Below are 18,989 nucleotides of genomic sequence, written 5' to 3'. Positions count from 1 at the left end.
TTCAGCGATCGATCGCGTCGGTGCCGCCGTCGATCACTGCCGCCACGTCCTCGGGCGTCACGACCGCGGCGTCGCCCGCGACAGTCCGTTTCAGCGCGGCGGTCGCGGTCGCGGCGTCGAGCGCGTCGGGGACCGAACTGCCGGTCAACAGGCTCGCGAGCAGCCCGCCGACGAACGCGTCGCCCGTCCCGACCGGATCGACGGTGTCGGTCTCCAACGCCTCTGCCTCGTGGATCTCGCCGCCGTGGGCGGCGACCGCGCCCGCGTCGCCGCGGGTGACGACCACCGCCTCGCAGTCGTGTTCGACCGCGAGGCTGTGTGCGACCTGCCCAGCCTCGCCCTCGCGGTCCAGCACGGCCTCGGCGTCGCGTTCGGCGACGACCAGCACGTCGACGTGTTCGAACAGCGGGCGGAGTCGCGCGGCCGCCTCCGCGGGCGTCCAGAGCTTCGATCGGTAGTTGAGGTCGAACGCGCGCGTGACGCCGGCGTCGCCCGCCGCTTTCAGCAGCGCCGCGGTCGTCTCGTGCAGCGTCTCCGAGAGCGCGGGCGTGATCCCGCTGGTGTAGAACGCGTCCGCGGCGCGAACGCGGTCGACTGCCAGCTCGTCGGGGGTCGCCGTCCGGATCGCGGCGTCCTCGCGGTCGTAGACGACGGTGGTTCCACGTGGCTTCCCGCCCGGTTCGAGGTAGTACGTCCCGACCCGCCCCTCGCCGGTCGCGACGAAGGGGTCGACGCCGTGTTCGCGGATCCCGCGCTCGACTCGGCGGGCCAGCGGCGAGTCGGGCAGCTTCGACAGCCACGCCGCCTCACAGCCGAGTTGGGCCGCGGCGACGGCGACGTTGCTCTCAGCGCCGCCGACGTGGACCGCGAGCTCGTCGGCCGTCTCGAGCCGGTCGCCGGCCGGGGGGCTGTACCGCAGCATGCTCTCGCCGAAGGTGGCGAGCGTCGGTTCCGGGCCGTCGCCGCCGGCGGGTAGGCTCATACCGGGTCGAACAGTTCCTCGCCATCGACTAAGTGTTTCGCCACGGCGTCGCGGTCGAGGGTGACGCCGAGCCCCGGCTCCTCGGGCACCTCGATCGAGCCGTCGACGATCACGTCCTCCTCGACCAGATCCTCCCACCAGCCGAGTTCGTAGGAGTGGTACTCGACTGCCAGCGAGTTCGGCACCGCGGCGCCGACGTGGGCCGCCGCGACCGTCGCGATCGGCGACGCGACGTTGTGCATCGCGACCGGGACGTAGTACTGGTTCGCCACGTCGGCGATCTTTCGCGTCTCGCGCATGCCGCCGACCTTGGGAAGGTCGGGGGCGACGATGTCGACCGCCTGATCCTCGATCAGCCGGCGGAGTTCGGTCACGCGGTAGCGGTTCTCGCCGACCGTGATCGGCGTCGTCGTCGACTTCGTGACTTCCGCCTGTACGTCGAGGTTCTCGGGCGGAACGGGGTCTTCGAGCCACCACACGTCGTACGGTTCGAGCTTCTCGGCGAGCCGCTTGGCGCTGCCGCCGGAGAACGTCCAGTGGCAGTCGAAGGCCACGTCCGCGCGGTCTTTCACGCGCTCGGTGACCGCCTCGACGATCTCGACCTTGTGTCGGATCTCCCCCGGCCGGAGGTGGCGGTTCGCGCGGTCCTTCTCCAGCCCGCTCGGCACGTCGAGGTCGAACTTCAGCGCGTCGTACCCCAGTTCCTCGACGACGCGCTCGGCCTCGTCCGCGCAGGCCTCGGGGTCGGCCTCCTCCTCGGTGTGGCAGTCACAGTACACCCGCACCTCGTCGCGGTACTTCCCGCCGAGCAGTTGGTAGGCCGGCAGGTCGAGGATCTTCCCCGCGAGGTCGTGGAGCGCGACCTCGATCCCCGATATGGCGGTGACCGTCACCCCCTCGACGGAGCCCTCGCCGGACATCTTCTGGATCAGGTGCTCGTACAGGCGGTCGATGTCGAGCGGGTTCTCGCCGATCAGGAACGGTTTCATTCGCTCGATCAGTTCCGGGACGCCGGCGCCCCAGTACGCCTCGCCCGTGCCCGCGACGCCGGCGTCGGTGTAGATTCGGACCAGCGTCCACGGGAAGTTCCCGTCGACCATCGTCGTCTGCACGTCGGTGATCTCCACGTCCCGGCCGCCGCCGCGTTCGCCCGTGACACCCATCGTCTCGGCGGAGAGCTCCCGCATCGTGTACTCCGCGTTCGGATCGTGGAGCTCCGAGTAGTCGACCATAGCGACGATTACTACACGAGTAGTAAAAAATTACTCCACCAGCCCGAGCTCCTCGAGATCCGCCCGCAGCGCCTCGCCCTCCTCAGCGTCCATCCGTCGCAGCGGCGAGCGCAGCGGCCCGGCGTCGAACCCGCGGATCGAGAGCGCCTCCTTCACGCCGGCCATGTACGGCCCGCGCTTGATCGCCGACCGAACCTCGTACACGCGTTCCTGTAGCTCCGCGGCGCGCTCACGGTCGCCGGCGTCGTACGCCTCGTACAGCTCGACGACCAGTTCGGGGAACGCGTTCGCGACCGCCGACACCATTCCGGTACAGCCGAGGTCCAGCCCCGGTTTCAGCAGCGAGTCTGACCCCGCGAGGAAGGTGAGCTCGTCGTGGGCCGCGACGGCCTGCCCGAGCCACGGCACGTCCTTCGAGGAGTCCTTCAGGCCGGCGAGGTTGTCGATCGCCGCGAGCTCGTCGAGCGTCCCGAGGCTCAGGTCGTTCCCCGTCTTCGAGGGGATGTGGTAGACGTACACCGGGCAGTCGACCGCGGCACAGACCGTCCGGTAGTGCTCGACCGCGGCGTCGCCGTCGAGCGGGTAGTAGTACGGCGTGACGACGACCACGCCGTCGGCGCCCGCCGCCTCTGCTGCCTCCGCACGCTCGACGGTCCGGCGGGTCGCGGGCTCGCCCACGCCGGCGATCACCGGCACCTCCTCGCCCACCTCGTCGACGACCACTCGGACGACTTCGTCGCGTTCCTCGGGGCCGAGCAGCGCGAACTCGCCGTTCGTTCCGAGGGGGAACACGCCGTGGACGCCGCGGTCGACGACGAAGCGAGCGTGGGCGGCGGTGGTTTCGGCGTCCAGTTCGCCGTCGGCGTCGAACGCGGTCACGGTCGGCGGGACGACGCCGTGGAGCGAGAGCGGGTCGGCCGCGCCGGGGGCGGGTGCGGGCATGCCCGGCGACAGGAGCCGGCACCCCTTGGACCTACCGGGACGAGTATTCGGACGCGAGTGAACGTTTTCCGGCGTCGCCGTGCGGGATCGACTGGCGGTGTTTATGTGAGCGGCGTAACTCGGGGGGAGTATGCACGACGACGACCTGCGCACGGCGCTTGAGCGGGTCGGGGAGACGTTCGACTTCGGCGAGTACGAGATCGAGGCGTATCTGGCCGTGCTCGAACACGGCCGGCTCACCGCGACCGAGATCGCCGAGCGGACCGACATTCCCCAGCCCCGCGTGTACGACACGGTGCGGAGCCTCGCCGATCACGGGTTCGTGGAGCTCCAAGAGTCCCGGCCGATGCAGGTGCTCGCGATCGAGCCGGAGGAGGCGTTCGGCGGCGTTCGCTCGTCGCTCGACGAACTCGTGAGCGGCCTCGAACAGCGCTACACCGCGCCGGCGCGGGACGCCGAGGCCGTCACGCTGATCAAGTCGCCCGCGACGATCGAGCGCTACCTGCGGGAGGTGATCGACTCCGCGGAGTTCGAACTGCTGCTGTCGCTGACCCCCGACCTGCTGGCCGAGTTCGAAGACGCGCTCCGTGCCAAACGCGAGGCCGGCGTCACGATCGAGCTGCTGGTCTCCCCGGCCGCCGAGGTGCCAGACCCCGAGACGTACGACTACACCGCGGTCGCGACGACGGCGCGCTCGCGCCGCGGGGTCACCACGCCGGTCGCGGCGGTCGGCGACGGGCAGTTCTCGCTGTACGCGACCCGCGAGGCTGTCAGCCGGGGGGAGGAGCGCTACGGCGTGGTGTTCAACCGCTCGGAACTGGGCTTCCTCGTCTCGGGGTTCACCTCGACGGTGCTGTGGGCCTCCGGCGAGACGCTGGCGACCACGCCCGACCGAAGCCTCCCCCGCCGGTACGCGTCGCTCCGGCGCTGCGTCGAGGAGGTCGAGGCGCTCGACGGGCCGCTCCGGGCGACCGTCGAGGGGCGTGACGTGCTCACGGGCGAACCGAGGGAGGTGGCGGGCGAGGTCGTCGACACGACGCGCAACGACGAGGAGTCGATCGCGTCGCTCACGCTCGACACCGGCGACGGACTGGTCCGCGTCGGCGGCCGCGTCGCGGCGCTGGAGGACGTCGAGGCCCACGAGATCACGATCGAGCGCGCCTAGGGGCGGAGCTGCGAGCGGTCGGTCGCGGTGATCGCGGCCGCGAGCGCGCCGCGGACGACCGCCTCGTCGCCCAGCGACGTGAGCCGGAGCTCCGGCACGTTCGTCATCACCAGCTCCGGGAGGCGTTCACGGACCGGATCGACGACCAGTTCGGGGTTGTTCCGCGCGACGGCGCCGCCGACGTACACCACCAGCGGGGCGTACGCGTGGACCAGATCGGCGATCCCGGCGGCGTTGAACGCCTGCACGCGCTCGATCACTCGCTCGGCGAGGGGGTCCTCGTCGGCGGCGTCGAACACGTCCTTGGCGTCGATCTCGTCCAGCGGAAGCTCGGTCGGGACGCCCTCGGTCTCGTGGACGTACCGCGCGTGCCGGGGGATGTTCTTCCCCGAGCAGTACGCCTCCCAGTGGCCCTCGGCGCCGCAGCCGCAGGTGATCCCGCCGACTTCGAGCGTGTCGTGACCGACCTCCGCGGCGTTGCCGTCCCAGCCCGAGAGCACGCGGCCGTCGACGGCGACGCCGGCGCCGATCCCCGAGGAGATCGTGAGGTAGGCCATGTCGTCGGGGCTCCGATCGGCGTAGAAGCGTTCGCCGATCACCCCCGCGTTGGCGTCGTTGATCACGGTCACTTCCGCGTCGAGCAGCTCGCCGAGCGGGTCGGCGAGCGGGACGCGGTCGACGTTCGGCCCGAGGTTGGCCGAGCGGCCGAGTTCGCCGGCGGCCTTGTCCAGCGGACCGATCGAGCCGACGCCACAGCGGCGGATCTCCGTCGGCGCGACGCCGGCGTCGTCGAGCGCTGCCCGGGTCGCGGCGACCATCGCGTCGACGACCGCGTCACCGTCCGGGCCGCGAGGGGTCCGCCGCCGCGCCCGGCTGACGACGGTGCCGTCCCCGTCGCCGACGACCGCCTTGATGTTGCTCGCACCGAGATCGACCGCGGCGTACCACGCGGTCATCCGTCCACCGCCCGCGGCGTGACCGTCCGGACTCGGTGCCAGCGCATCCTGTGAACTATTGATTCGAAGGTAAGTAAATTTCTTACGCGTCGGTCGTGACCGTGTGGTGTGACAGTCATAGCCACTAACGGGGCGGATCCCGGACGGCTTCCGGTCGCCGACGGGCGGTCGGAGGGAGCGCAGCGCGGGGCGGCCCGGGGGGGACGACCGTGAGCGAACCGCTCTCGGTCGGGATGCTGGGGTACGGCTTCATGGGGAAGGCCCACGCGAACGCGCTCGCGCGGCTGCCGATGTTCGCCCCGGACGCGCCGGCAGTCGAGCGCGACGTACTGATCGGCCGCGACGAGGCCGCACTCGGCGAGGCGGCCGACAGGCTCGGATTCGCCCGAACGGCGACGGACTGGCGCGAGGTGGTCGACGAGGTGGACGCCTTCTACAACCTCGGGCCGAACCACGTCCACCCCGAGCCGACGATCGCGGCGCTGGAAGCGGGGACGGCGGTGCTCTGTGAGAAACCCATGGCGCCGGCGCTCGAAGACGCCGAACGCATGGCGGCGGCCGCGAGCGACGCGGACGCCCGCGCGGCGGTCGGCTTCAACTACCGCTACGTCCCGGCGATCCAGTACGCCAAACGGCTGATCGACGCGGGCGAACTCGGGGAGATCAGGCAGCTCCGTGGGCGCTACCTGCAGGACTGGCTGGTCGATCCCGAGGCGCCGGCGAGCTGGCGGACCGACGCCGAGCGGGCCGGCAGCGGCGCGCTGGGCGACCTCGGCGCGCACACGGTCGATCTCGCGCGCTTCCTCGTCGGCGATATCGAGCGCGTGAGCGGGCAGACGACCACGTTCGTCGACGAGCGCCCCGCGGCCGACGGCGAGGGGACCGAGCCGGTGACCGTCGACGACGCCTACAGCGCGCAGGTGCGGTTCGCGAACGGCGCCGCCGGCACGCTGGAAGCCTCCCGCGTCGCCGTCGGGCGGAAGAACGACCACACGATCGAGATCGAGGGGACCGAGGGCGCGATCCGCTTCTCGCTCGAACGCCTCAACGAGCTCGAACTGTTCCGGCCGGGCAACCGCGGCTTCGAGACCGTGCTCGTCACCGAGGAAGACGACCCCTATCTCGACCACTGGTGGCCGCCCGGCCACGTGCTCGGCTGGGAGCACACGTTCGTCCACGAGAATCAGGCGTTTCTCTCGGCTGTCGCTGACGGCGGGGAGTACGCCCCCGACTTCGACGACGGCCTCGCGGTTCAGCGAGTGTTGGACGCCGTTCAGACGAGCGCCGAAATCGGCGAGGAGGTGACGGTCGCGTGAGCCTCGACACGGTGGTCGTCGCGGTCAGCGACGAGGCCGAGCGGACGGAGTCGGTCGCACAGACAGCGATCGACGTGGCGGGCCCCGCCGGCGCGACCGTCCGGCTCGTCCATGTCTTCTCCGAGGCGGGGTACGAGCGGGTGAAAGACCAACTCGAGTTCGGCCCCGACGCCGAGGTGACGCCCGACGCCGTGGCGACGCGGCACGTGACGATCCGCGAGGTCGGCGCGATGCTCGCCGAGGCGGGCATCGAGTACGAGTCCCACGGCGCCGTCGGCGACACGAGCGACGAAGTGCTCGAACTCGCGGAGCGAGTCGACGCCGACATGCTGATCGTCGGCGGGCGCGGGCGCTCGGCGGCGGGGAAGGCGGTGTTCGGCTCGACGGCCCAGAAGATCCTCTCGAACGCGCCCTGTCCGGTGACGTACGTCAGGGCGCCTTAGGTCGGCGTCACGCCCTCGACGTCGTCGAGCGAGCGGTTCTTGAGCGCCTCGCCGGTCCGGTCGTCGAACAGGTGGATCGCTTCCGGCGGGATGGTCGCGACCACGCGGTCGCCCGAGGCGACGGTGCGCATCCCGCTGATCGTCGCGATGAACGTCTCCCCGTCCGGGGCGTCCGCGAAGCGGAGGTAGACGTTGTTCGACTCCCCGACGGGCTCGACCACGTCGACGACGCACTCGAAGTCGTGCGGGCCGAGCGTGTCGGTACCGTCCGCGAACTCGACGTCCTCCGGGCGCACGCCGAGGGTCACGTTCGTCGCGTCGCCAAGCGTCTCACCCACGGCGTCCGGGAGCGGGTAGGTGAACCGCTCGTTCTCGAGCGCGTCGCCCTCGCGGGTCGTCGGGAAGAAGTTCATCGACGGCTCGCCGATGAACCCCGCGACGAAGCGGTTGGCGGGCGTGTGGTAGCACTCCAGCGGCGTCCCCACCTGCTGGAGCACGCCGTCGTCGAGCACGGCGATGCGGTCGCCCATCGTCATCGCCTCGGTCTGGTCGTGGGTGACGTACACCGTCGTCACGCCGAGATCGTCCTGAATGCGCTGGAGTTCGGTACGCATCGTCGCCCGAAGCTTGGCGTCGAGGTTCGACAGCGGCTCGTCCATCAGGAACGCCGCCGGGTCGCGCACGATCGCGCGGCCGAGCGCGACGCGCTGCTGCTGGCCGCCGGAGAGCTCCGAGGGTTTGCGGTCGAGCAGCTCCTCGATGCCCATCATCGAGGCCGCGTCCTCGACCGTCGCGCGGATCTCGTCGTCGGGCATGTCGGTCGACTCCTCCAGCCCGAAGCTCATGTTCTCCCGGACGGTCATGTGGGGGTACAGCGCGTAGGACTGGAACACCATCGCGATGTCCCGATCCGCGGGCGCCGTGTCGTTGATCGCGCGCCCGCCCAGCCGGATCTCGCCGTCGGTGACGGTCTCCAGCCCGGCGATCATGCGCAGGGTCGTCGACTTCCCGCAGCCCGACGGGCCGACGAGCACGAGGAACTCCCCGTCCTCGATCCCCATCGTCACGTCGTCGACGGCGACGATCTCGTCGCTTCCCCCCTCGTTGAACACCTTCGTTACCGAGTCGAGCGTTAGTTCTGCCATCGTAGATCACCTCTGAACCTCATGTGGTCACCCCCTCGGCGAACTTGTCGCCGAACAGGACGTACACCACGAGCGTCGGCAGCGCCGCCAAAAGCGCCGCGGCCATCCGCAGCGGGAAGTTCGTCCCCGCCTGCGACACCCCGATCCCGACCAGCTCCTGTGTGACCACCGACGCGTCGCCGAACTGGACGATCGTCAGGGCAAAGAGGAGGTCGTTCCAGATCTGGGTGAACTGGTAGATGAACACCACCGCGAACATCGGCACCGACAGCGGCAGCACGATCCGCCGGTAGATCGTCGACACCGAGGCGCCGTCGAGCCGGGCCGCCTCGATCATCTCCGTGGAGAGCTTCTTGTAGTGGGCCCGGAACAGCAGCGTACAGATCGGGATGCCGTACGCCGTGTGGGTGACGATCAGCGCCACCAGCTTCCAGTGGTACTCCTGTACCAGCGGCAGCACCGTGAACGGCGCGAACAGCGACTGCAGCGGCACGACGTTGTACCAGAACTGCGTCAGCGGCACCAGCACCGCCTGGTACGGGATGAAGATCCCCGCCACGAACAGCGCGTATATCCCGACCTGCCCGCGCCAGTCGACGTTGGTCAGCCCGTAGGCGGCCATGCTGCCGAACAGCCCCGAGAGGATCGTCGCGGGAATCACGAGGATGAAGCTGTTCGCCAGCCCGCGGGCGAGCCCGTCGAACGCGTTCCCCCACGGCGCCAGCGAGAACGACCCCGTCTCCGGAATCAGCGGCTCCAGCGGCGGGAGGAACGGCGCCTGCCCGGTGTAGCTCTCGGGGCTGGTGATCGAGGTGAACAGCCCCGTCAGGATCGGGAGCAGGTAGAACCCGGCCATCCCAACGAGAACCGCGTAGAGGGCGGTCCGCTTCAGCCGCGCCCGGCCCTCCTCGCTGGTGCTCATAGCTCACCCCGTCGGTACTGCGAGTAGACGTACGGCGCGACGATACAGAGCGCCATCACGAACAGGATCACCGCGATCGTCGACCCGTACGCCCAGTTCTGGTTGGCGTACGCCTCCCTGACCATCCGCGTCGCGAGGATGTCCGCCGACGGGCCGGGCTGGTAGCCGCCGTACATCGAGAACAGGAAGTCGAACGCCTTCAGCGCGAACACGGTGATGACCACGAGCGCGCTCACGGTCGCGGTCCGGAGCTGGGGGATGATCACCCGCCAGTACATCTTCACCGTGCTCGCGCCGTCGACGCGGGCGGCCTCGAAGTGGCTCGACGGGATCCCCCGCAGCGCGGCGAGGTAGACGATCATCGCGTAGCCGCTGAACTGCCAGATCAACGCGAACGCGACCGCCGCGAGCTTGAGGTCCGGGTTCTGGACGATCTGCACCGGGCCGATTCCGAACACGCCGAGGGCGATGTTGATCACTCCGGTATCCGGGTTGTACATGTAGAGCCAGAACTTCGCCGTGACGACGAACGAGAGGCTCATCGGCAGCAGGTAGATCGTCCGGAACGTGTTCTCGAAGCGGATCCCGCGGTCGACCAGGATCGCGAGCAGCAGGCCGAGCGCGAGACAGACCGCCGCGAACCCGACCATCAGGGCGACCGTGTTGCCCAGCGAGTTCCAGACGGGTTCGACGGTGAGCTCCGACCACGCCGGCGTGGCTCCGTTCACCTCGCCGCCGAGCCCGACCGTCGACAGCAGGCCGTCGATCGGGTCGGCGAACGCGACGAGGTAGTTCTCGACGTCCAGATCCGTGTAGTCGGGCTCGCCGATGCCGGAGAAGTCGGTCAGCGAGAGCAGGAAGTTCCAGACGACGGCGCCGTACACGAACAGTCCGACGAGCAGGAACGGCGGCAGCCAGAACGGCGCCGACCGCACCGAGTCCCGCGCGAGCAGCGAGCGCTCCGAGCGAGTCTCGCCGCCGTCGGTTCGCGCGTCGCTGTCGGACGAGCGGTTACGAAGTGTGGCTATCGGGTCACGCATACCTGTGCTCCCAGGGGGCCGTTACTCGAACGCGCCGACGAGCGCCTCGGCGGTGGCGTCGGCGTCGTAGTCTTCGAGGAAGCCGCTGAAAGCACTGGTGATGTTCGTCTTGATCTGGGGCGACACCGCCAGCCCGTGCTGGATCGACGGCGGCTGGCTGTCCGCGCCCGTGAAGTCCTCGTACTGGTCCTGCTGGAACGTGTTGAGCTCGGACACGTCGGCGTCCTTCCGCGGCGGGATCGACCCCTTCTCGCGGTTGAACAGCACCTGCCCCTCCGTGCTGGCACAGTAGCTGAGGAACGTCTTCGTCGCCTCCGGCGAGGGGTTGTTGTCGAAGTACGGGAACGAGTCCATGTTGAGCAGGTAGCTCCCCTCGGAGCCGGGGTAGGTGACCTGCCCCCAGTCCTCACCGTAGTTGAACTCGTCGTCGCCGCTGTAAGCCCCCGCGGCCCAGTCGCCCTGGTGGATGAAGGCGGCGTCGCCCTCCATCACCATCGTGTTCGCCTCCGTGAAGCTGATCGAGGAGGCGTCGCTGGGGTAGTACTCGCTGAGTTCGACCACGTGTTCGAGCGCCGCACGGACCTGCTCCACGTCGCCGTCACCCTCGGTGAACGCGGTGTAGCCGTCGACGCCGGCCTGCGCGAGCAGTGCCGTCTCCCAGAGCTGGATCGTCGACCACGGGCCGCTGGTCTGCTGGGCGAACGGCACCGCGTCGGTGTTCTCGGAAACGGCCGCACACGCCTCGACCACGTCCGCGGGCGAGGAGAGCGACTCGGGGTCGACGCCGGCCTCCTCGAGCACCGCCGTGTTGTAGAACAGGTTGTTGATGCGGTGGATGTTGAGCGGCACCGTCACGTACGTGCCGTCGAGCTGGGCCTGCTGTTTGGGCCCCTCGAGGTAGTTCTCCTCCACCTCGTCGGTCCAGACGTCCTCCTCGATGCTTGCGTAGGCGTCGCCGAACTTCGTGAGCGTCGCCCCCGGCCACGTCTGGAACGTGCTCGGCGGGTCGTTGGCCTGCAGCCGGTTGGAGACAACCTGGTCGAGGTTGCCCCGCGCGGCGCCGTTGACCGGCTCCTCGGCGAACTCCACGTCGGGGTGGGCCTCCTGGAACCCCTCGATCAGCGCCGCGATCGCGGCGTTGCCGTCGCCCGAGGACCACGCGTGGAGCAGTTCGATCGGGTTCTCCCCGCCACCGCCGCTGCCGGTGAGGCTGCTACAGCCAGCCAGTCCGGTCGCGCCCACCGCAGCCGCGGACGCGAGCACTGTACGCCGGGAAAACCCCTCTCCGTTCGTGTCCGAGGACATATGTGACGAACGTATACACACTTACGAGTAAATCTTGTGGTCGGCCCTCACGGACCGACTGTCGACGTTGGCCGTGAGTGAGCGTCGCCGAACGCAGTCCTCGGTTCGACCGCACGTATTAGTTCCCGGAGCGTCTCTGTCGATCCCATGCGCGTCGACTCCGAGACGCTGTTCAACGCCGCCGCCGCGGCGATCAGCACCATCGCCGTCGTCATCTTCGTCGTCGACACCCAGTTCCCGTACTCACCGGTGTCGAAGCTGGCGCTGGTCGTCGCCTTCCTGGCGGGCGTCTTCGCCGTCACGCAGGTGACGAACGACGATCAGCTCACCCTGCTCGGCTATGCCGTCGTCGTGATCTCGGCGGTCGCGTTGCTGCTGTATCTCACGAGCACGTTCCGCGCCGGGACGGCGGTGCTCGTGCTCTCGTTGCTCGGACTGGCGTTGGCCCTGTTCGGGCTCCGGACCCGGATCGACGACCGCAGTCGGTTCGTCTCCCCGTCGCGCGCAAAGCAGCTGTTCGCGGTCGTCGCCGTCCTCGCCGTGATCGTTCTGGCGGTCGACGTCGTCGCCGGCGGGCTCGCGTACGAAATCCGGACCCAGCAGGCCGTCGAGATCACCAGCACCGGTGAGCGACAAGCCAGCGCACAGGTCGGCGAGGTCGTCGTCAGCAACCCCGGCCCGTTCCCACAGCGCGTCGACATACCGAGCTACGAGGCGTGTGCTGCCGGGAACTGGAGCGCGTACCGAATCGAGCGGCCCGAGGCGGAGCCCCACCCAGTCCGCGCCTACCTCAGGGTCGATAACCAGTACGGCGAGCACGTGTTCGGGTTCGGGGAGCGAACGTACGGGGCGGCGATCAACCTCAACACCGAGAACGCCGACGGCGAGCGCTTCCCGGTCGAACGGACCGATCGATGTCCGGACGATGACGAGGCCGACCCGTACGTCGCGGTGTACGAGCGGGCGGACCAGTAGCTGGCGTCGAACGGACTCACGTCGTCACGCGCTCGGGGCGGTCGGAACTGGGTCGCGATCCTCCTCGCCACCCTCCTGCTCCGCGGCACGCTCGCGGGGTTCGTGACTTCCTCCCGGGGTAACTACTCGTCGAGGAAGTCCGGCTCGATGCGCTTCTCGTCGCGCTCGCTCTCGAGGTGCTCGCGGAACGCCGCGGGATCGACGCCGTCGGCCTCGCGCTCGAAGCGGTCCCGGACCGAGATGGTGCCGGCCTCCTCCTCGTCGCTGCCGACGATGATCATGTACGGCAGCCGGTCGTCGTGGGCCTGCCGGATCTTCCGGCCCACCGTCCAGTCGCGGTCCTCCACCTCGACGCGGAACCCGTCGAGCTCGTTTTTCACGCGGTGGGCGTACCCCAGCGCGTCGTCGGAGACGGGCAGGATGCGCACCTGCTCGGGCGCGAGCCACAGCGGGAACTGGCCGTCGAAGTGCTCGATCAGCACCATGAAGATGCGCTCGTAGGAGCCGTACAGCGCGCGGTGGATCATCACGGGGCGGTGCTCCTCGTTGTCCTCGCCCGTGTAGGTGAGGTCGAACCGCTCGGGCATGTTGAAGTCGAGTTGGACCGTCGGGCCGTCCCACGATCGCCCGAGCGCGTCGCGGAAGGAGAAGTCGATCTTCGGGCCGTAGAACGCGCCGTCGCCGGCCTCGATCCCGTAGTCGTAGCCGCCGGACTCGAGCACCTCCCGGAGCTGTTCCTCGGCGCTTTCCCAGATCTCGTCGCCGCCGACGGACTTCTCGGGCCGAGTCGCGAGGTCGACCTCGACTTCGAGGTCGAAGTGGCCGATGAGCTCGAAGATGAGCTCCATGATCTCCCGGACCTCCCGCTCGATGTCTTCCGGTTTGACGAACAGGTGGCCGTCGTCGATGGTGAACGCCCACGTCCGGGAGAGCCCCGAGAGCTCGCCGCGCTGCTCCTTGCGGTACACCTTCCCGTTCTCGAAGTAGCGGATGGGCAGGTCCCGGTAGGACCACGAGGACTGGTCGAAGATGGTGGCGTGGCCCGGGCAGTTCATCGGCTTCAGCCCGTACTCCTCGTCGTTCACGTCGAGGAGGAACATGTCGTCGCGGTAGTTGTCGTAGTGGCCCGACTGCTTCCAGAGCTCCGTCCGGAACAGGTGGGGCGTCTCGACCTGCTCGTAGCCCGCGTCGCGGTTGAGCTCGTTGACGTAGTTCTCGAGCTCCTGCAGGATCGTCTTCCCCGCAGGGTGGTACAGCGGCAGCCCCGGCCCCGTCACGTCGGGCACGGAGAACAGGTCCATCTCCTGTCCGATGCGGCGGTGGTCGCGCTCCTTGGCCTCCTCGCGCATCTGGAGGAACTCCTCCAGATCGGACTCGGACTCGAACGCCGTCCCGTACACGCGGGTCAGCGTCTCGTTGTTCTCGTCGCCGCGCCAGTACGCCGAGGAGATGTTGAGCAGTTCGACGGCGCCGATCTCCCCGGTGGAGTCGACGTGGGGGCCCTGACAGAGATCCTCCCAGTCGTCCTGCCGGTAGAAGCTGACCGAATCCTGTCCGGCGGCCTCCTCCTCGAGGATCTCGCGCTTGAAGCGGTTGTCCGCGTACTGCTCGAACGCGTCCTCGCGGGAGCGTTCGAGGCGCTCGATCTCGTAGTCCGCCTCGACGATATCCGTCATCTCGGCCTCGATGGCGTCGAGGTCGGCCTCATCGAGGTCGACGTTCGCGACGTCGTAGTAGAACCCGTCCTCCGTCGGCGGGCCGATGGTGAGTTTCGCCTCGGGGTGGATGCGCTGGAGCGCCTGTGCGAACACGTGGGCCGCGGAGTGGCGCAACACGTCGAGGTACTCGTCGGACTGGTCGGTGACGATCTCGAGCTGTGCGCCGTCGTGGAGCCCGTCCTCCTTCGCGACGAGTTCGCCGTCGACGACGCCCGCGACGGTGTCCTCGCCCAGTCCCGGGCCGATCTCGTAGGCGGCGTCCTCCACCGTGGCGTCCTCCGGCACGGAGAGCTCCGAGCCGTCCGGCAGCACGACCGTGATCTCGCTCATACGCCACGCAACTGGGCGCGGGGATTAAGTGTTGTTGAGACGCGTTGGCGGAGCCCCGGAACGGTTTTCACCGCGCTCGCCCGCCCCTCAGATCTCGATCGCCTCGCCGCCCGCGGCCCGCTCGAGGCCGACCACGACGGCACCGCCGACGACCGCCGCGCCACTGAAGAGGCCGATCGCAGTCGTCGTCCACCCGGCGTCGAGCCGCGTCGCGGTCTGGACGACCGGCGCCCGGAGCGCGCCGACGACCAGCGCGACGAGGAACGTCATCGTCGCCGCTTTCCGGCGCTTCAGCGCCCACCGGACCCCGTGGGCGACGGTGAACAGGCCGACGACGCCGCCCGCGAGGAACGTGAGGATCGTGGCCGTCCCCGGGGGGATCGTCGCCGACTCGCCCGTGAGGATCGCGAACACGGCGTCGACGAACGCGCTCAGGTGGTCGATCATGTACTCGTACTGCCCGAGCAACAGTAGCAGCAGCGACCCCGACACGCCGGGCAGGATCATCGCGGTCACCGCGACCGAGCCCGCGAGGAACGTCACCGGGAGGCCGTGACCCAGCGCGCCCTCGGCCTGTCCGGAGAGCAGGAAGGCGACCGCGAAGCCGGCGACTGCGGCGGCCTGCCGGCCCCGGGTGTCGAACGCCATCTCCCGGCGCAGCAGCCACGCCGAGGCGCCGATGAGGCCGAAAAAGCCGCCGAACGTCGCCGCGGGGTAGGCGGCCATCGCGTGTTCGAGCACGCGCGAGACGGTCACGATCGCGGTCGCGATCCCCAGCCCCAGTGCGGCGAGGAAGATCCCGTCGATCTCACGGAACGCCGCGACGGCGTCGGCACGACGGTCGGGCAGCGGCGCGGCGAGAACGGCGAGCAGTCGGTCGGGCTCGACGGCGGTGATCGCGGCGATCAGCCGGGGGTAGATGCCGGTCAGCAGCGCGATGGTCCCCCCCGAGACGCCGGGCACCGCGTCGGCGGCGCCCATCGCGACCCCGCGGAGGTAGACGCCCAGGGAGTCCCGTCCGCGCATCAGTTCGTCGCCCGCGCCGCCGGACCGAGCGCGTCGGTCTCGCCGATCACGCTCGGTGACTCGATCGTGGAGTCGGTCGACGACTGCCCGTCACCGTCGGCCGTCGCCGACAGCTCGGTCCCCACGAGGCTGCTGGTGTTCTCGCTCGTGTTCGTCTCGTTCCCGCTTTCGTTCTCGGCGCCCTCGGGCGGCTGGGTGCGGCGCTCGAGCGTGATCTGCTTGGGCTCCTCGTCGACGCCCAGCACCTTGCCCTCCGAGACGTCGAACTGCTGGCCGTACTGGATCGAGTAGCCGCTCTCGTTGGTCGTCGCCGGCGTCCTGACGGTGTAGTTCGAGGTTGCGCGGACGCTCACGTTGGTGTAGCCGTCCTCCGGCCCGAACTCGTCGTACCCCGTCGTCGAGTACGGCAGCGTCAGCGTGAACTCACCCTCGTCGTTCGTCTGGGCGTGTTGGGTGTAGGTGAACGTCTGGTTCGAAGCGGGCATCCGCATCTGGACGGAGGCGGTCACCTCCGTGTTGGCGGGGGCGTTCGACCCCTCGATCGTCGCGCCGGGCACCTTCTCGAACGTCTTCACCCACGACGGGGTCGTGGTCGACTGCTGGTAGATCAGCCCGTACAGCTGATCGCCGGCCATCGCGGCCTGTCGCCGGTCGTTCAGCTGGAAGTTCCGGTTCTGGGCCTGGCTGGCCTTCACCAGTCGGTAGTGCTCGAGGGCGGGGACGTCCTCCTGCGGGAACGGCCCGATTCCGCCGATCTGAGCGCTGCCGTCCTCCTCGACGTACGCCTCGGCTGCGCTCATGTTGGGGAAGCGCCGCAGCATCGAGTCGTTAGCCATCGTGGTTCGGGCGTCGAACGACTCGCCGTCGGCGGCGGTCAGTTCTCGAGTCTCCCAGTCGACCACGAACGGTGCGGCGTCCTGCGCGGAGCCGTGGTAGCGGTACAGCCGGACCATCAGGCTCTCGTAGTACCGCTGGTCGTAGATCTGGGCCGAGCGAGTGACGAACGTGCCGCGCTCGGTCTCCTCGAGCTGGTAGATGCCCTGCGCGAAGTCGCTGTAGGAGACGTTCTGGTCGTCGTAGAACGTCACCGGCGCGCTGAACTTTGAGGTGACCGAGGCCATCTGGTAGTCGACCATCACGTACCGGGTCTCCTCGCCCGGCTGGGCGCGGCGATCGAGCACGTTCTGCGCCTGACTCTCGTTCGGTGCGAGCAGGTAGTTCGCGGCGTTGGTCGCGCCCTGCTGGAACGGGTTCGCGTTCGGGATCCGTTCGCTCTGGGTCGTGATCCAGTGGCCGTAGTCCCACCACGACATCACGCCGTAGGCGCCCTCGGGGTACTCGAAGTCGTCCGTCTTCTCGTAGGCGCCGTAGTACTCCATCTCCTCGGCGTTGCCGGCGCCGCCGAGGTTCCCCTCCTCGGGGGTGTTGTTCTGCATCCAGTCGAACGTCCCCTCCCAGGCCAGTATGGCGCCCGGGCCGGTACTGTTGCCGGTCTGGACCGAGGTGGCAGTCTGCGTGCCGGCGCTCTGGGCGGTGCCGCCGAGCGTGACCGGCATCGCGAGCACGGGCGCGGCGACGAGCAGGAGGACGGCGGCGACGGTGAGCACCTGGTGGCCCTCCAGCTCCTCGACGAACATGATCGCGCCCACGAGCGTCGCGGCCGCGATCGTCACTGCCGCGAGCGTCTGGTCGAGCAGCAACAGCCCGAACACGACGGGAACCGCCGCGAGGCCGACGGTGCGGACCTCGAGATCGGCCGCCGCGAGCGCGCTGTCGACGTCGATGTAGTCGAGTACCTGTCCGAACAGGTACGCGTTCGCGACCACGACGACGACGGCGAGGTAGTAGTTGAACCGAAGCTGGGTGAACGCCATCGAGGTGATGAACGCCGCCCAGACAACGAACAGCAGGTCGGTCGACTCGTACTCCGCGATCAGGGGTGCGCCCGCGAGCAGGGCGGCGACGATCACGAGACCGAGCACCTGCTGATCGACGCCGATCAGGTCACCGACGACGCTCGGCAGCGGCGTCAGGAAGATCAGTGCGGCGGTCAGGAGGCTGCCGCCGAGGTAGGTGTACGCGCGTTGCGTGCCCTTGCGGATCAGCGGGCGCGCGTGGAGGAGAACGGTCGCGAGGATCGCGGTGAACAGGGTGATTCCGTACTCCAGGATGATGCGTTCGGTGCCGCTGTTGAGGCCGTACTGCTGGATGGAGTTCTGGCTGATGAACGGCTGGGCCTCGGAGATGGTTCGCATCTGTGCGCCGGCACTGAACCCGACGATGCGGAGGAGGTTCCCGGCGATGGTGTCGAACAGCGTCGAAGAGACGACCGCGATCGCGGCAGTCCCGACGACGCCCAGCCCGAGTACCGCTACCGGGTAGTACGTCGCCTCGAGGTCTTCACGCTCCCAGTACCGTGCGAGTGCACAGAAGAACACGCCGGCAACGGCGACCGAGAATGCGGCTAGCGGCTGGAGCAACGAAACCGTGGTCGTCGAAATGTCGAACGTGTCGATCGCGAGCAGACTCATCAGTCCGGCCACGAGCATCGACACCGTCACGGCGAACGCGATGGGTTCCGGCGTGTCACCGTGGACGACGTCAGTGACCACGTTCAGGACGAGGAACAGCCCGACGATACCGATCAGGAAGACGGCGGGGGGCCACGCCCAGATGAACAGCCCGACGAGTACACCCGCAGCGAGCGACCACACGAGTGGCTCCCTGAGAGTGTCGAGTTCACGACTCTCGTAGAGCTCCTCTCGGATCACTTCCCAGACGGGCATGGTCCGGTCGGCTGCGGCGACGGCGCCGAACAGGCCGACCATCGCCATTCCCATGAAGAACGGTTCGGCGGCGTTGTGGTCGGCGGCGCCGACGAGCGTCCGCTGGAGGAACAGCCCCGGGAGGAGCGCGAGCAGGAACACGCCGAACAGGCCACCGATGCGGTTGCTGAACCGCTTGCCGATGAAGTAGACGGGGACGACGGCGAGCGTCCCGAACACGGCGGGGGCCACGAGGAGAACTTTGGCAACGAGCGTTTCGGAGGGTCCTCCCAGCCCGATGATCAATGCGACGAGGGCGATCAGTTGGTCGTAGAGCGTCCCGAACTGTCCTTGGAACGTTCCGACGGGGAACCCAGTCCAGATGTCGTAGGGGATCGCGGAGGGGAAGTTCCGGACGATGTAGCTCGTCTCACGGAGGTGATACCAGGCGTCGTTCCCGGAGAAGAACACCTCTCCGTCCTGGACGAACCGGGAGTAGCTCTGCATCCGGACCCAGAACATCCACGCCATCGCGAGGAGGAGCGCGGGGACGTGGTACCAGTCAGCTGCCGTACGCCGGAGTGACTGGAGTAAGTCGTCGCTTTCGCTGCGCGAACTCATTAGCGTGAATCGTAGCAAAACGGGGATAAGGTTTGTGAAAGAGCGGGCAGCTCAGTTATTGAAAGAACACCTACCGAAGACTAAAATGATGAAACAGATGGCTGAT

General features: G+C 68.7%; 15 protein-coding genes. 4 read left to right on the top strand and 11 right to left on the bottom strand.

Going from position 1 to position 18,989, the window contains the following annotated elements; genetic code table 11:
* Position 1: 1 nt before the first annotated feature.
* The 3 genes from kdgK1 to ACQUSM_RS06975 are packed head-to-tail and all read right to left on the bottom strand — an operon-like array spanning position 2 to position 3,156.
* The gene (gene kdgK1, locus ACQUSM_RS06985; RefSeq protein WP_435117103.1) at positions 2-982 is read right to left on the bottom strand and encodes a bifunctional 2-dehydro-3-deoxygluconokinase/2-dehydro-3-deoxygalactonokinase; all 981 of its coding nucleotides are present in this window, start codon (positions 980-982) and stop codon (positions 2-4) included.
* The gene (locus ACQUSM_RS06980; protein WP_435117101.1) at positions 979-2,214 is read right to left on the bottom strand and encodes a mandelate racemase/muconate lactonizing enzyme family protein; all 1,236 of its coding nucleotides are present in this window, start codon (positions 2,212-2,214) and stop codon (positions 979-981) included. The genes kdgK1 and ACQUSM_RS06980 overlap by 4 nt, the downstream gene beginning before the upstream one ends.
* 30 nt (positions 2,215-2,244) lie before the next feature.
* Positions 2,245-3,156 (bottom strand): dihydrodipicolinate synthase family protein, encoded by a 912-nt coding sequence (locus tag ACQUSM_RS06975; RefSeq protein WP_435117099.1) that lies wholly within the window; start codon positions 3,154-3,156, stop codon positions 2,245-2,247.
* 130 nt (positions 3,157-3,286) lie between these two features.
* On the opposite strand from ACQUSM_RS06975, the gene trmB reads away from it, so the two are divergent.
* Positions 3,287-4,321, top strand: a complete 1,035-nt coding sequence (trmB, locus tag ACQUSM_RS06970) for an HTH-type sugar sensing transcriptional regulator TrmB (protein WP_435117097.1) — start codon at positions 3,287-3,289, stop codon at positions 4,319-4,321.
* Here trmB and ACQUSM_RS06965 read toward each other — a convergent pair.
* Entirely contained in the window at positions 4,318-5,277 is a 960-nt protein-coding gene (locus tag ACQUSM_RS06965; protein WP_435117095.1) for an ROK family protein, read from the bottom strand. The genes trmB and ACQUSM_RS06965 overlap by 4 nt on opposite strands.
* A 233-nt stretch (positions 5,278-5,510) precedes the next feature.
* Here ACQUSM_RS06965 and ACQUSM_RS06960 point away from each other — a divergent pair, with 233 nt between their 5' ends.
* Both ACQUSM_RS06960 and ACQUSM_RS06955 read left to right on the top strand, forming a co-directional pair.
* On the top strand, positions 5,511-6,593 hold the full coding sequence (locus ACQUSM_RS06960) for a Gfo/Idh/MocA family protein (protein WP_435118302.1): 1,083 nt from the start codon (positions 5,511-5,513) through the stop codon (positions 6,591-6,593).
* The gene (locus ACQUSM_RS06955) at positions 6,590-7,036 is read left to right on the top strand and encodes a universal stress protein (RefSeq protein ID WP_435117093.1); all 447 of its coding nucleotides are present in this window, start codon (positions 6,590-6,592) and stop codon (positions 7,034-7,036) included. Before ACQUSM_RS06960 ends, ACQUSM_RS06955 begins: the two co-directional genes overlap by 4 nt.
* Here the strand turns inward: ACQUSM_RS06955 and ACQUSM_RS06950 are convergent.
* Genes ACQUSM_RS06950 through ACQUSM_RS06935 form a run of 4 tightly spaced genes read right to left on the bottom strand, consistent with a single transcriptional unit; the run spans position 7,033 to position 11,448 of the window.
* A complete protein-coding gene (locus ACQUSM_RS06950; RefSeq protein WP_435117091.1) occupies positions 7,033-8,181 on the bottom strand; it encodes an ABC transporter ATP-binding protein in 1,149 nt (382 codons plus the stop codon). The two genes, ACQUSM_RS06955 and ACQUSM_RS06950, sit on opposite strands and share 4 nt — an antisense overlap.
* A gap of 19 nt (positions 8,182-8,200) precedes the next feature.
* Entirely contained in the window at positions 8,201-9,103 is a 903-nt protein-coding gene (locus tag ACQUSM_RS06945) for a carbohydrate ABC transporter permease (RefSeq protein WP_435117089.1), read from the bottom strand.
* A complete protein-coding gene (locus ACQUSM_RS06940) occupies positions 9,100-10,143 on the bottom strand; it encodes a carbohydrate ABC transporter permease (RefSeq protein ID WP_435117087.1) in 1,044 nt (347 codons plus the stop codon). The genes ACQUSM_RS06945 and ACQUSM_RS06940 overlap by 4 nt, the downstream gene beginning before the upstream one ends.
* A gap of 21 nt (positions 10,144-10,164) precedes the next feature.
* Positions 10,165-11,448: an ABC transporter substrate-binding protein gene (locus ACQUSM_RS06935; RefSeq protein WP_435117085.1), complete on the bottom strand. Its 1,284-nt coding sequence runs from the start codon at positions 11,446-11,448 to the stop codon at positions 10,165-10,167.
* A 147-nt stretch (positions 11,449-11,595) separates the two neighbouring features.
* On the opposite strand from ACQUSM_RS06935, the gene ACQUSM_RS06930 reads away from it, so the two are divergent.
* Entirely contained in the window at positions 11,596-12,423 is an 828-nt protein-coding gene (locus tag ACQUSM_RS06930; protein WP_435117083.1) for a hypothetical protein, read from the top strand.
* 122 nt (positions 12,424-12,545) lie between these two features.
* On the opposite strand, the gene thrS is transcribed toward ACQUSM_RS06930, so the two are convergent.
* The 3 genes from thrS to ACQUSM_RS06915 all read right to left on the bottom strand — a co-directional run bounded on the left by thrS (position 12,546) and on the right by ACQUSM_RS06915 (position 18,883).
* A complete protein-coding gene (thrS, locus tag ACQUSM_RS06925) occupies positions 12,546-14,471 on the bottom strand; it encodes a threonine--tRNA ligase (protein WP_435117081.1) in 1,926 nt (641 codons plus the stop codon).
* 87 nt (positions 14,472-14,558) lie between these two features.
* Positions 14,559-15,497 (bottom strand): DUF368 domain-containing protein, encoded by a 939-nt coding sequence (locus ACQUSM_RS06920; protein ID WP_435117079.1) that lies wholly within the window; start codon positions 15,495-15,497, stop codon positions 14,559-14,561.
* Complete coding sequence (locus ACQUSM_RS06915) at positions 15,497-18,883, bottom strand: oligosaccharyl transferase, archaeosortase A system-associated (protein WP_435117077.1); 3,387 nt, start codon at positions 18,881-18,883, stop codon at positions 15,497-15,499. The genes ACQUSM_RS06920 and ACQUSM_RS06915 overlap by 1 nt, the downstream gene beginning before the upstream one ends.
* Positions 18,884-18,989: the final 106 nt, after the last annotated feature.

The sequence above is a fragment of the Halolamina sp. C58 genome (assembly GCF_051195095.1).
Lineage (GTDB): Archaea > Halobacteriota > Halobacteria > Halobacteriales > Haloferacaceae > Halolamina.
The sequence above is the reverse complement of the archived record's forward strand: the minus strand, read 5'-3'. Positions and strand labels throughout refer to the sequence as shown.

Bases quoted from the DNA above. Each gene is read 5' to 3' on its own strand.
- kdgK1 (WP_435117103.1), bottom strand. From the start codon at position 982: ATGAGCCTACCCGCCGGCGGCGACGGCCCGGAACCGACGCTCGCCACC.
- ACQUSM_RS06980 (WP_435117101.1), bottom strand. From the start codon at position 2,214: ATGGTCGACTACTCGGAGCTCCACGATCCGAACGCGGAGTACACGATG.
- ACQUSM_RS06975 (WP_435117099.1), bottom strand. From the start codon at position 3,156: ATGCCCGCACCCGCCCCCGGCGCGGCCGACCCGCTCTCGCTCCACGGC.
- trmB (WP_435117097.1), top strand. From the start codon at position 3,287: ATGCACGACGACGACCTGCGCACGGCGCTTGAGCGGGTCGGGGAGACG.
- ACQUSM_RS06965 (WP_435117095.1), bottom strand. From the start codon at position 5,277: ATGACCGCGTGGTACGCCGCGGTCGATCTCGGTGCGAGCAACATCAAG.
- ACQUSM_RS06960 (WP_435118302.1), top strand. From the start codon at position 5,511: ATGCTGGGGTACGGCTTCATGGGGAAGGCCCACGCGAACGCGCTCGCG.
- ACQUSM_RS06950 (WP_435117091.1), bottom strand. From the start codon at position 8,181: ATGGCAGAACTAACGCTCGACTCGGTAACGAAGGTGTTCAACGAGGGG.
- ACQUSM_RS06945 (WP_435117089.1), bottom strand. From the start codon at position 9,103: ATGAGCACCAGCGAGGAGGGCCGGGCGCGGCTGAAGCGGACCGCCCTC.
- ACQUSM_RS06940 (WP_435117087.1), bottom strand. From the start codon at position 10,143: ATGCGTGACCCGATAGCCACACTTCGTAACCGCTCGTCCGACAGCGAC.
- ACQUSM_RS06935 (WP_435117085.1), bottom strand. From the start codon at position 11,448: ATGTCCTCGGACACGAACGGAGAGGGGTTTTCCCGGCGTACAGTGCTC.
- ACQUSM_RS06930 (WP_435117083.1), top strand. From the start codon at position 11,596: ATGCGCGTCGACTCCGAGACGCTGTTCAACGCCGCCGCCGCGGCGATC.
- thrS (WP_435117081.1), bottom strand. From the start codon at position 14,471: ATGAGCGAGATCACGGTCGTGCTGCCGGACGGCTCGGAGCTCTCCGTG.
- ACQUSM_RS06920 (WP_435117079.1), bottom strand. From the start codon at position 15,497: ATGCGCGGACGGGACTCCCTGGGCGTCTACCTCCGCGGGGTCGCGATG.
- ACQUSM_RS06915 (WP_435117077.1), bottom strand. From the start codon at position 18,883: ATGAGTTCGCGCAGCGAAAGCGACGACTTACTCCAGTCACTCCGGCGT.